General features: G+C 40.6%; 8 protein-coding genes. 6 read left to right on the top strand and 2 right to left on the bottom strand.

Features of this window, described 5'->3' with window-relative positions; genetic code table 11:
• Window positions 1-82: 82 nt before the first annotated feature.
• Entirely contained in the window at window positions 83-556 is a 474-nt protein-coding gene (locus V470_05380) for an arginine repressor (GenBank protein AHZ47856.1), read from the bottom strand.
• Window positions 557-1,074: 518 nt separating this feature from the next.
• Window positions 1,075-3,357, bottom strand: a complete 2,283-nt coding sequence (locus tag V470_05370) for a x-prolyl-dipeptidyl aminopeptidase (protein AHZ47855.1) — start codon at window positions 3,355-3,357, stop codon at window positions 1,075-1,077.
• 414 nt (window positions 3,358-3,771) lie between these two features.
• Between V470_05370 and dnaE the strand changes: the two genes are divergently transcribed.
• The 6 genes from dnaE to V470_05340 all read left to right on the top strand — a co-directional run bounded on the left by dnaE (window position 3,772) and on the right by V470_05340 (window position 12,791).
• Entirely contained in the window at window positions 3,772-6,873 is a 3,102-nt protein-coding gene (dnaE, locus tag V470_05365) for a DNA polymerase III DnaE (GenBank protein AHZ47854.1), read from the top strand.
• An 81-nt stretch (window positions 6,874-6,954) separates the two neighbouring features.
• The gene (locus V470_05360; protein ID AHZ47853.1) at window positions 6,955-7,962 is read left to right on the top strand and encodes a 6-phosphofructokinase; all 1,008 of its coding nucleotides are present in this window, start codon (window positions 6,955-6,957) and stop codon (window positions 7,960-7,962) included.
• Window positions 7,963-8,028: 66 nt separating this feature from the next.
• The gene (locus tag V470_05355) at window positions 8,029-9,534 is read left to right on the top strand and encodes a pyruvate kinase (protein AHZ47852.1); all 1,506 of its coding nucleotides are present in this window, start codon (window positions 8,029-8,031) and stop codon (window positions 9,532-9,534) included.
• Between the two features lie 160 nt (window positions 9,535-9,694).
• Window positions 9,695-10,954 carry a UDP-N-acetylglucosamine 1-carboxyvinyltransferase gene (locus V470_05350; GenBank protein ID AHZ47851.1) on the top strand — a complete coding sequence of 420 codons (1,260 nt, stop codon included), beginning with the start codon at window positions 9,695-9,697 and terminating at the stop codon, window positions 10,952-10,954.
• A 15-nt stretch (window positions 10,955-10,969) separates the two neighbouring features.
• Window positions 10,970-11,521: a GNAT family acetyltransferase gene (locus V470_05345; protein AHZ47850.1), complete on the top strand. Its 552-nt coding sequence runs from the start codon at window positions 10,970-10,972 to the stop codon at window positions 11,519-11,521.
• On the top strand, window positions 11,514-12,791 hold the full coding sequence (locus V470_05340; protein AHZ47849.1) for a CBS domain containing protein: 1,278 nt from the start codon (window positions 11,514-11,516) through the stop codon (window positions 12,789-12,791). Before V470_05345 ends, V470_05340 begins: the two co-directional genes overlap by 8 nt.
• The last annotated feature ends 14 nt before the right edge of the window (window positions 12,792-12,805 follow it).

Genomic DNA, 12,805 nt, shown 5'->3' with positions numbered 1-12,805 from the left:
ACGGGATTTGTTTTATTATGTGACTATTAGTCCGTCTCGCTCCGTTAGGTGCCCTGGGACAAACCACCCGTTAGACGGGTGGTCATGATTCACTGAAGAAAAATGGTGGTGCATATTTTTTAAGACTTTCAAAACATGCTTGCGCTTTTGTAGCATCTTCACAGATAATCATGCAGACATCGTCTCCACAAAGGGTTGCAACGATATCTGGAAAGGCCAAGGAATCAATTACAGATCCAAATGATTGGGCTAAACCGGGTAAAGTTTTCAAAATAACTTGGTGTTGCACAGGACGCAACATAACAAGAGCATCTTCCATATAGTTTTCAAGACGTTTTTCCCACTTGGAGATAGATCCTGTATTTAGCACATAGTAGGAATTATCTTCTTCACGCACTTTTGAAAGGTTCATGGTTTTGATATCGCGTGATAAGGTAGCCTGAGTAACTTGGATATCATTTTCCGCTAACAAGGCTTGTAATTCAGCTTGAGTATGGATTTTGTTTTTTGAAACGAGTGCGCGGATAAGTTGGTGTCTGTGTTCTGATTTGTTCATAAAGTAAGTACTCCTTTTACAAGGTACAGTAGCGTGGACTGAACGATAACGTCAGTCGGGTGGTAGGCGGTATTGTCATGTATGATGATTTCACAGTCAGTAGGATAAAGAACTAGATGGAGAGATCTCCTTCTTTTAACTTGTCACTAGTTGCGTGCAGATAAACTGGGTAGCAATCCGTTCATCTACATTGATGTTCTTTAATGACAGTGAATCATTCAATTTGGGTAGCTTTTTGTCACGGCGTTTTGTGAATTTACTCTAAATGTAATTCACAGAGATTTCCAACATGTGGTCTGGTAGCGTGTATGATAAATGGTTACACATGTTGGTTAGAGGGAGTATCTTTTGTCCAAGTTCTATCTAGGGGCTTCTAAAATGCTTTCAGATGAACTGGATTTGATACGAAGTTTATGTTTGATTCGACTGTTCAAGTGGAAAGCCTTGGTTATAGGAAGTTCAATGGTCTATTTCATTGACTTTTCCTTTGAATACTTCCATATTGAAAGTCTGGTAGATTATACCTTTTGACAAGGTAGGATAAGACTAGACTGTGCTAAATCAACAGTCAACTGATAGTCTGTATTGTCTCGAATTGTAATCTCAAAGTCTGTTGTATAGAGAACCAAACGGAGAGTATCTCCTTCTTTAAGTTTGTAGATAGTTGGTTGAAGCTCTAGCTTGAAGTCCATCCATTCATTTGGTTGGATTTCTTCAATCGTCAAGAGATTGGTTCGATTTTGAAGATTAAGGTAGCCTTTGGTGATGACACGTTGGGCACTTGGGTTGAATGGCAGTTCACAGAGATTTTCTAACATGTGGTAACGACCATTATCAATGGTTCTAGCACTTAAGACGGCTGGATAAGGCTGCAGATATTTCTTTTGTCCAAGTTCTAACAGTTGGGCTGATAATAAGCCTTTGTTCGTACTCGATTTGACACGAAGTTTCAGCTCCACTCGCCCATTTAAGTGAATGTCTTGACTTACTGGAAGGTCAATAGTAATCTGATTGGCTTTTCCTTGGTAAAGTTCGGTGTTGAAGGTCTGGTAAGTCTTTCCATAACGATCAAAATCTTTTTGATCATACTGGTTTTGAATCACTTTTTCCTCATTACCAAGAGAGAAGGTATGCAGTTCATCCTGTTTGCCAAAGTTATCAAGACCTTGCCATCTTTTCGATTCGGTATTGTCCTGCCAGATGACAGTCGGAAGTTGATATCCTGAGTCAAGTCCTAACAGTTTCTTACTTAACAAGGCATTCATGGACTCGCGGAAGTCGATCGACTGCCAGTTGTTCATATAAACATGGGCACCATGATGGAAAAAGAGGTGCTTATTGATATGGCTAGGAAGGGCATGAAACATCTGGTAAACATGAAGAGGTTTGACGTTCCAATCCTGGGAACCATGCGTAAAGACGACCTCAGCTTGAACCTTGTGAGCATTGAGCAGATAGTTGCGGTCATGCCAAAACTGATTGTAGTCACCAGTCTTGCGATCGAGTTTCTCTTTAACCTTTTCTAAGTCTGCTTGATGAGCTTCATTGCCACGAATATAGTCACCGGCTTGGAGGTTGCGAGAGTAGGTCAATTCAGCAAGTGAGTCAAAATCCTCACCTGGATAGCCCCCTGGGCTGGTCACTAGACCATTTTCCCGATAGTAGTTGTACCAAGAGGAAATACCTGCTTCAGCGATGATGACTTCTAAGCCATCAACACCAGTGGTGGCGAGACCATTGGACATGGTACCTAGATAGGAAATACCTGTTGTTGCGACTTTCCCGTTTGACCAGTCAGCTTTGACTTGGCGTTTGCGCGTGTGATCCGTGAAAGCACGACAACGACCATTGAGCCAATCAATGACATTTTTATAAGCTTCAATCTGCTGGTAGTCACCATTGGTCATGAGACCTTGAGAATCTTTGGTTCCAACACCTGATACATAGAGATTGGCAAATCCACGTGGGAGGAAGTAGTCATTGAGTGTGTATGAGCTATTGATATGAGATAGCTTTTCTTCAGCTTCTGAGACGACTTCTGCTTGACCATGAGGTTCAACTAAATTCAGCTTAGGTTCCTCAAGTTCAATGGTGTGGGGCGTTTTGACCTCAAGCTCTCCCTCCATTTTGTAGAGAGCCTTGTCACTGGCTTTGTCGTTGGTCCCTTGGTGATAAGGGCTGGCAGTCATGACTGAAGGAATCTGTCCATCATAACGCGGACGAATAATGCTGACCTTAACTAAATCAGGCAGATCATCTTTATCAGTATCCACACGACTCTCTACATAAACAACTTCACGAATGACATCGTGACTAGAAAAGGTTGCCAAGCTCTTACCGTTAAAGTAGTGGTAGTGATTGTCTTCTGAAATGAGTCCATCACTAACAAGCTGATCGATGAGCGTATTTCCTTTTTTCGTTCGCGTATTGAGTAACTGATAAAGATTTTCAATGAGATCTCCATAAACAATAGGAAAACCAGTTTCTTTACGAAACTGTTCGGCATCCTCAAAGTCAACAAGATAGCTAAATCCTAAAAGTTGAAAAACTACTGTGTAGAAAATCTCCGCAGTTAACTCACGGTCTGACTGGAAAAAAGTTACTAAATCTGTTTCTTTATCCGCAGCCAAAGTCGACAAGGCATAATCCGTGTTAGAATAAGTGAAAAAACTCCAACGAATGAAGTCTTCAAACTGTCTTTTTAAGGACAGTTGGGGTGACAGCTTTAGACCAAGACCTTCTAATTCCTCAAATCGTTGAGAACTAGTGGTTGGTTGGTAGCTGAATTGATTAAAACGCATGTTTCTCTCCTTTGAAAACAGACTGGATTTATTATATCAAAAAAGAGGGAAAAATGGAATAAATAAACTTAAATGAAATAAATTTCTTAAACCAGCATATCTATTTGGTAAGTTATTATAAAATGCTGAATAAATACCATAGAAGTAAGCCTTTTTCTAGAGATTTTTATATGTAAAACTGCATATAACTCCTATCTTTATTATTCTTCGTTTGGTATAAATATATCTAAATTTACATTAAAAACTATTATATAATATTAATTTTTTATTTTCTTCCTTTGAAAAATGAAGAATTTAACAGTAAGAAGAGAAGAAGTTTGTAACTGATGATATTGAAAAGAAAGTGCAGAGTTGCTTCAATATCCAGCTTAAAATGGTATAATAGTAGTAAAACGAAAGCAAGGAGGAGAAGAAATGATTGCACAGCTCGACACCAAGACTGTTTATAGTTTTATGGAAAGTGTGGTTTCGATTGAAAAATATGTACAAATGGCTAAAGAATACGGCTATTCTCACCTTGCTATCATGGATGTGGATAATCTCTATGGGGCTTATCATTTTTTAGAGGTGACTCGAAAATATGGAATCCAACCTTTAATTGGTCTTGAAATGACCTTGATCAAAGATAAGGAGAATATTTCTCTTCGTTTTCTAGCCCTATCCACTAAAGGCTATCAAGAGTTGATGAAGTTATCCACTTTAAAAATGACTGGACGGAAAAATTGGTCTGACTTCACCTCCCACCTCGAAGATGTGGCCATTGTTGTTCCCTATTTTAATGGGGTCGAACAGTTGGATTTGGGGGTTGATTATTTTATCGGTGTTAGTCCAGATACTCCTCAAAAAGTCTTTACTAGCCCCATTCTTCCACTCTATCAGGTCAACTCTTTTGAAAAAGAAGATATTCAAGTTTTACAAATCTTGTCAGCAGTCAAGGACAATGTCAGTCTGAGAGAAGTGGATCTGCATTCACAACAAGGGATTTTTTTACCTGCCTCAGACTTGGAAGCACGGTTTAAAAATCGCTTCCCTCAGGCGCTTGCCAATCTCCAAGGTCTGATAGAGAATGTAAGCTATCAAATCGACCCAAGTTTAAAACTCCCTCGCTTTAATCCTGAAAGACCAGCGGTCGAAGAACTTAGAGAGAGAGCTGAGCAAGGCTTGAGTGACAAGGGGCTAACCTCAGCTATCTATCATGAGCGACTGAATGAGGAATTAGCTGTGATTCATGATATGGGCTTTGACGATTATTTCCTTGTAGTTTGGGATTTGCTCCGTTTTGGACGTTCCCAAGGATATTATATGGGAATGGGGCGTGGTTCTGCGGTTGGTAGTCTGGTGGCTTACTCACTGGATATTACAGGAATTGATCCGGTTGAAAAGAACTTGATTTTCGAACGCTTTTTAAATCGTGAGCGCTACACCATGCCTGATATCGATATCGACATCCCTGACCTCTATAGACCAGAGTTCATTCGCTATGTTCGTGATCGTTATGGCAGCCAACACGTGGCACAGATTGTCACTTATTCGACCTTTGGAGCAAAACAGGCAATTCGTGATGTTTTCAAACGCTATGGTGTTCCAGAGTACGAATTAACCAATATTACGAAAAAAATCAGTTTTCGAGACACGCTAACGACAGCCTATGAAAAGAATCTACAGTTTAGGCAGATCATCAATAGCAAATTGGAATATCAAAAAGCTTTTGAGATTGCTCGAAAGATTGAAGGGTATCCTCGTCAGACCTCTATCCATGCAGCTGGGGTCGTTATGAGTGACCAAGACCTGACGGACTATATCCCGCTCAAATACGGTGAGGATATGCTGATCACCCAGTATGATGCTCATGGTGTTGAAGCTAATGGCCTTTTAAAAATGGATTTCCTAGGTCTGCGTAACCTAACTTTTGTCCAAAAAATGCAGGAATTATTGGCTGAGTCAGAAGGTATTCATCTGAGAATAGAGGATATTGATCTGGAAGACAAAGAAACTCTGGCCCTCTTTGCTGCTGGAAATACCAAGGGGATTTTCCAATTTGAACAACCTGGCGCCATTCGGCTCTTGAAACGAGTTCAGCCGCAAGTCTTTGAAGAGGTAGTAGCAACGACATCCCTCAATAGACCGGGGGCAAGTGATTATATTGATAATTTTGTCGCTCGTAAGCATGGTAAAGAAAAGGTGACGGTGTTAGACCCTGCCTTAGAAGACATCCTTTCATCAACCTACGGTATTATGCTCTATCAAGAGCAGGTCATGCAGGTAGCTCAACGCTTTGGAGGTTTCAGTCTTGGTAAAGCCGATATTCTCAGACGAGCCATGGGTAAGAAAAATGCTAAAGAGATGCATTTGATGAAGGAAGATTTTATCACAGGAGCTATGAAATTGGGGCATACAGAAGAAAAGGCCAACCAAGTTTTTGCAGTGATGGAAAAGTTTGCAGGCTATGGATTTAACCGATCCCACGCTTATGCCTACTCAGCACTGGCATTCCAACTAGCTTATTTCAAGACACACTACCCTGCTATTTTCTTCCAAGTTATGTTGAACTATTCTAGCAGTGATTACATTGTAGATGCATTGCAGATGGGCTTTGAAGTAGCTCCTTTAGCAATAAACAGCATTCCCTATCATGATAAGATTGCTCAGAAGAAAATCTATCTTGGTCTAAAAGCCATTAAGGGAATGCCGAGAGATTTGTCTTACTGGATTATTGAAAATCGTCCTTTCTCAAGCATTGAAGATTTTGTCACACGTCTTCCCAAGAATTACAAGAAACTGTCGCTTTTGACGCCTTTGGTTGAACTGGGGCTTTTTGATGAATTTGACAAGAACCGTCAGAAAATCTTAGTCAACCTACCAAACTTATTTGTTTTTGTTGAGGAGTTGGGTGGTCTCTTTGCAGATGCAAGCTATAGCTGGACTGAGGCGGATGATTTTACGGAAGCAGAGAAATTTTACAAGGAGCAGGAACTAGTCGGGGTAGGTATCAGTGCCCATCCTCTCCAAACTCTTGCCAAACAAGCCCTATATCCGACGACGCCAATCGCTAATCTAACCGAGGGAACTCAAGCCACTCTCTTAGTTGAAGTGCAAAAGATTAAAGTGATTCGAACCAAGAAAGGCGAGAGTATGGCTTTTCTACAGGTTCATGATAGTAAGTCTCGGATGGATGTAACTGTATTTTCAGACCAATATAGAAAATATGCTTCCATTTTATCCGAAGGGAAATTCTACTACATCAATGGCAAAGTTCAATCTCGAGATGGTCGTCTGCAAATGATTGCACAAGATTTGAAAGAAGCAGTGGCAGAACGATTCTGGATTCAAGTTAAAAATCATGAATACGATAAAGAGATTTCAAATATCCTAGAACAATACAAAGGCCCAATACCTGTCATTATCAGGTATGAAGAGGAACAAAAAACAGTTGTTTCTACTCAACATTTTGTAAGAAAAGATTTTGCTCTAGAGGAAAAATTAGAGGGAATTGCTATGAAAACGATTTATCGCTAAAAATACGGAAAATAGAAGAATTTTCGATTTAAATGTGGTATAATCAGTAAGAATGTTAAAAGAAAAAGGAGCATAAACCAAATGAAACGTATTGCTGTTTTGACCAGTGGTGGAGACGCCCCTGGTATGAATGCTGCCATCCGTGCGGTAGTTCGCCAAGCAATCTCAGAAGGAATGGAAGTTTTTGGTATCTATGATGGATACGCAGGTATGGTTGCCGGTGAAATTTATCCGCTTGATGCTGCTTCAGTAGGAGACATCATTTCTCGTGGTGGTACTTTCCTTCATTCTGCTCGTTACCCTGAGTTTGCACAACTTGAAGGCCAACTTAAAGGGATTGAGCAATTGAAAAAACACGGTATCGAAGGAGTCGTAGTTATCGGTGGTGATGGTTCTTATCATGGAGCTATGCGCTTGACTGAGCATGGATTCCCTGCTATTGGACTTCCAGGTACAATCGATAACGATATCGTAGGTACTGACTTTACAATCGGATTTGATACTGCAGTTACGACTGCAATGGATGCGATTGATAAGATTCGTGATACATCATCAAGTCACCGTCGTACTTTCGTTGTTGAAGTAATGGGACGTAACGCTGGTGATATCGCTCTTTGGGCTGGTATCGCAACTGGTGCTGATGAAATTATCATCCCTGAAGAAGGCTTCAAGATGGAAGATATCGTAGCTAGTATCAAAGCTGGTTATGAGCACGGTAAAAAACACAACATTATCGTTTTGGCAGAAGGTGTTATGTCAGCAGCTGAATTTGGTCAAAAACTAAAAGAAGCAGGAGACACTAGTGACCTTCGTGTAACAGAACTTGGTCACATCCAACGTGGTGGATCACCAACTGCGCGTGACCGTGTATTGGCATCACGCATGGGGGCACACGCTGTTAAACTCCTTAAACAAGGAATCGGTGGTGTCGCTGTTGGTATCCGTAACGAAAAAATGGTTGAAAATCCAATTCTTGGTACAGCAGAAGAAGGAGCTTTGTTTAGCTTAACTGCAGAAGGTAAGATTATTGTTAACAACCCTCATAAAGCTGATCTTGAACTTTCTGCTTTGAACAAGAGCTTGTCCTAATCAACTTTCATTAATTTGGTAACATGACCATAAAAGGTCGAATTATATAAAGGAGTCACAAAAATCATGAACAAACGTGTAAAAATCGTTGCAACTTTAGGTCCTGCGGTTGAAATCCGTGGTGGTAAAAAATTCGGTGAAGACGGATACTGGGGTGAAAAACTTGATGTTGAAGCTTCAGCTAAAAACATTGCTAAACTGATTGAAGCAGGAGCAAACACTTTCCGTTTCAACTTCTCACACGGTGACCACCAAGAACAAGGTGAGCGTATGGCAACTGTTAAACTTGCCGAAAAACTTGCAGGTAAAAAAGTTGGTTTCCTTCTTGATACTAAAGGACCTGAAATCCGTACAGAATTGTTTGAAGGTGACGCAAAAGAGTACTCTTACAAAACTGGTGAAAAAATCCGTGTTGCAACTAAACAAGGAATCAAATCAACTCGTGAAGTGATTGCTTTGAACGTTGCTGGTGCTCTTGATATCTACGATGATGTTGAAGTTGGTCGTCAAGTATTGGTTGACGATGGTAAATTGGGTCTTCGCGTTGTTGCAAAAGACGATGCAACTCGTGAGTTTGAAGTTGAAGTTGAAAACGACGGAATTATCGCTAAACAAAAAGGTGTAAACATCCCTAACACTAAAATTCCTTTCCCAGCTCTTGCTGAACGTGATAACGATGATATCCGTTTCGGTTTGGAACAAGGTATCAACTTCATCGCGATTTCATTTGTACGTACTGCGAAAGACGTTAACGAAGTTCGTGCAATCTGTGAAGAAACTGGTAATGGTCACGTTCAATTGTTTGCGAAAATCGAAAACCAACAAGGTATTGACAACTTGGATGAAATCATTGAAGCTGCTGACGGTATCATGATCGCCCGTGGTGACATGGGTATTGAAGTACCATTCGAAATGGTTCCAGTTTACCAAAAAATGATTATTACAAAAGTAAATGCAGCTGGTAAAGTCGCTATCACAGCAACAAACATGCTTGAAACTATGACTGAAAAACCACGTGCAACGCGTTCAGAAGTATCAGATGTGTTTAACGCTGTTATCGACGGAACCGACGCTACAATGCTTTCAGGTGAGTCTGCAAATGGTAAATATCCACTTGAGTCTGTTCGTACAATGGCAACAATTGACAAGAATGCTCAAACTCTTTTAAAAGAATACGGTCGCTTGTCATCTGTTAACTTGTCACGTAATTCTAAGACTGAGGTTATGGCTTCAGCTGTTAAGGATGCGACAAATTCTATGAATATCAAGTTGGTGGTTACTCTTACTAAGACAGGTCACACTGCTCGTTTGATTTCTAAATACCGTCCAGATGCTGATATCTTGGCAATCACTTTCGATGAATTGACTGAGCGTGGTTTGATGCTTAACTGGGGAGTTATTCCAGTAACCACTGATCGCCCATCAAACACTGATGATATGTTTGATCTCGCTGAAAGAATTGCAGTTGAGCAAGGTTTGGTAGAATCTGGTGATGATATTGTTATCGTTGCAGGTGTACCACTTGGCGAAGCTGTTCGTACAAACACAATGCGCATCCGCACTGTACGCTAATCTAACACAAAAACCTATCATTTCAGGCTGAAAAGCTTGAGTGATAGGTCTTTTTTTATCAAAATGAGATGGTATTTAGTAAATAGGAATGGGAAAAAACTGAAAATTATGGTATAATAGAACGAAAAGACCTTTTTAGTAAATTTTGAAAGAGTAAAACATGAGAAAAATTGTCATCAATGGTGGACGTCCATTGCAAGGTGAGATCACCATTAGTGGTGCTAAAAATAGTGTTGTAGCGCTTATTCCAGCTATTATCTTATCAGATGATATTGTCACTTTAGATTGTGTTCCAGATATTTCAGACGTTGCTAGTCTTGTCGAAATTATGGAGATTATGGGGGCGACTGTTAAGCGTTATGATGATGTCTTGGAGATTGATCCAAGAGGTGTTCAAAACATTCCTATGCCTTATGGCAAGATTAATAGCTTGCGTGCTTCTTATTATTTCTACGGAAGTCTTTTAGGTCGCTTTGGTGAAGCTACAGTTGGACTTCCTGGTGGATGTGATCTGGGACCTCGTCCGATTGACCTTCACTTAAAAGCCTTTGAAGCCATGGGTGCTAAGGTCAGCTATGAGGGAGATAATATGAATTTATCTGCCCAAGGTAAGGGGCTTCATGGCGCAAGTATTTACATGGATACCGTCAGCGTTGGAGCAACGATTAACACGATGATTGCTGCGGTTAAAGCTAAGGGGCGTACTGTCATTGAAAATGCGGCTCGTGAACCGGAAATTATCGATGTTGCTACCCTTTTGAACAACATGGGGGCCCATATTCGTGGTGCAGGAACTGATATTATCATTATTGATGGTGTCGAGAAACTTCATGGAACGCGTCATCAGGTTATTCCAGACCGTATCGAAGCTGGAACCTATATTTCACTTGCTGCGGCGGTAGGAAAAGGAATTCGCATTAACAACGTTCTCTATGAACATTTAGAAGGCTTTATCGCCAAACTAGAGGAAATGGGCGTTCGTATGACGGTCTCAGAAGACAGTATCTTCGTTGAAGAACAGTCTGATTTGAAGGCCATCAATATCAAAACAGCTCCCTATCCAGGGTTCGCAACCGATTTGCAACAGCCTATCACGCCACTTTTACTAACTGCCCAAGGTCGTGGAACTATTATTGATACGATTTATGAGAAACGTGTTAATCATGTCTTTGAGTTAGCAAAAATGGATGCGGATATTACGACTACAAACGATCACATTATTTACAACGGTGGTCGTAAGTTACACGGGGCAAGTGTAAAAGCTACAGACTTGCGAGCTGGTGCTGCACTTGTCATCGCTGGTTTGATGGCTCAGGGCCAGACTGAAATTACGAATATTGAGTTTATCCTTCGTGGCTACTCAGATATTATTGAAAAATTGCGTAGTCTTGGAGCGGATATTACACTCGTTGAAGACTAAGCCGTTGAGGTGATTATGAATATTTGGACCAAATTAGCAATGTTTTCTTTTTTTGAAACGGAGCGCTTGTATTTGCGTCCTTTCTTTTTTAGTGACAGTCAAGCGTTTTTCGAGATTGCTTCAAACCCTGAGAATTTGCAGTTTATTTTTCCCAGTCAAGCAAATTTGGAAGAAAGTCAGTACGCACTTGCTAACTATTTTATGAAGGCTCCTCTAGGTGTTTGGGCAATTTGTCTCCAAGGAAATCAGGAAATGATTGGCTCCATTAAATTTGAAAAAATCGATGAAATCAAAAAAGAAGCAGAAATTGGTTATTTCTTAAAAAAAGATGCTTGGTCGCAAGGTTTTATGACAGAGGCTGTTAGCAAACTCTGTCACCTTTCTTTTGAAGAATTTGGTTTAAAACAATTATCCATCATCACTCATCTGGAGAATCAAGCTAGCCAAAAAGTAGCCTTAAAATCGGGCTTTAGCCTCGTACGACAGTTTAAGGGGAGCGATCGCTATACACGAAAAATGAGGGACTATCTTGAATTTCGTTACGTAAAAGGAGAGTTCAATGAGTAAACACCAGGAAATTTTGTCTTATCTGGAAGAGTTACCAATTGGGAAGAGAGTTAGTGTTCGTAGTATTTCAAATCACCTAGGTGTTAGTGACGGAACAGCCTACCGAGCTATCAAAGAAGCTGAAAATCGTGGAATTGTTGAAACTCGGCCACGTAGTGGAACCATACGAGTCAAGTCCCAGAAAGTGGCTATTGAGCGGCTTACCTATGCTGAAATCGCTGAGGTCACCTCATCTGAAGTTCTAGCTGGTCAGGAAGGGTTGGAGAGAGAGTTTAGCAAATTCTCCATTGGAGCTATGACAGAGCAAAATATCCTGTCCTATCTCCATGATGGTGGTCTTTTGATCGTAGGAGACCGCACTCGCATTCAACTTTTAGCCTTGGAAAATGAAAATGCAGTCCTTGTAACAGGTGGTTTTCATGTGCAGGACGATGTTCTTGAGTTGGCTAATAAAAAAGGGATTCCAGTTCTAAGAAGTAAACATGACACTTTTACAGTAGCGACCATGATTAACAAAGCCCTCTCAAATGTTCAAATCAAAACCGATATTCTGACAGTCGAAAAGCTCTATCGTCCCAGTCATGAGTATGGTTTTTTGAGAGAAACGGATACGGTCAAAGATTATCTAGACTTGGTCCGTAAGAACAGAAGTAGTCGTTTCCCAGTCATTAACCAACACCAAGTGGTTGTTGGAGTTGTTACCATGCGTGACGCAGGAGACAAGTCTCCCAGTACAACGATTGACAAGGTGATGACACGAAGTATCTTCGTAACAGGTTTAGCGACCAATATTGCCAATGTCAGTCAACGGATGATTGCAGAAGACTTTGAGATGGTTCCCGTTGTCAGAAGTAACCAAACCTTACTCGGTGTCGTAACACGACGAGATGTCATGGAAAAGATGAGTCGTTCCCAAGTTTCAGCTTTGCCGACTTTCTCCGAGCAAATCGGGCAAAAACTCTCTTATCATCATGATGAGGTCGTCATTACTGTTGAGCCTTTCATGTTGGAGAAAAATGGGGTCCTTGCTAATGGAGTCTTGGCTGAAATCCTCAATCACATGACCCAAGACCTTGTTGTCAATAGCGGGCGCAATCTTATCATAGAGCAGATGCTGATTTATTTCTTGCAGGCTGTGCAGATAGATGATACTCTGCGGATTCAGGCTCGGATTATTCACCACACGAGACGTTCAGCTATTATTGATTATGATATTTATCATGGTCATCAGATTGTTTCAAAAGCAAATGTTACGGTTAAAATTAATTAGAATCTAGGAGAAAA

This window comes from Streptococcus sp. VT 162 (genome assembly GCA_000688775.2).
Lineage (GTDB): Bacteria > Bacillota > Bacilli > Lactobacillales > Streptococcaceae > Streptococcus.
Note: the sequence above shows the minus strand (reverse complement) of the source record. Positions and strands in the feature narration are given on the sequence as shown.

Bases quoted from the DNA above. Each gene is read 5' to 3' on its own strand.
- V470_05370 (AHZ47855.1), bottom strand. From the start codon at position 3,357: ATGCGTTTTAATCAATTCAGCTACCAACCAACCACTAGTTCTCAACGA.
- V470_05340 (AHZ47849.1), top strand. From the start codon at position 11,514: ATGAGTAAACACCAGGAAATTTTGTCTTATCTGGAAGAGTTACCAATT.
- dnaE (AHZ47854.1), top strand. From the start codon at position 3,772: ATGATTGCACAGCTCGACACCAAGACTGTTTATAGTTTTATGGAAAGT.
- V470_05360 (AHZ47853.1), top strand. From the start codon at position 6,955: ATGAAACGTATTGCTGTTTTGACCAGTGGTGGAGACGCCCCTGGTATG.
- V470_05355 (AHZ47852.1), top strand. From the start codon at position 8,029: ATGAACAAACGTGTAAAAATCGTTGCAACTTTAGGTCCTGCGGTTGAA.
- V470_05380 (AHZ47856.1), bottom strand. From the start codon at position 556: ATGAACAAATCAGAACACAGACACCAACTTATCCGCGCACTCGTTTCA.
- V470_05350 (AHZ47851.1), top strand. From the start codon at position 9,695: ATGAGAAAAATTGTCATCAATGGTGGACGTCCATTGCAAGGTGAGATC.
- V470_05345 (AHZ47850.1), top strand. From the start codon at position 10,970: ATGAATATTTGGACCAAATTAGCAATGTTTTCTTTTTTTGAAACGGAG.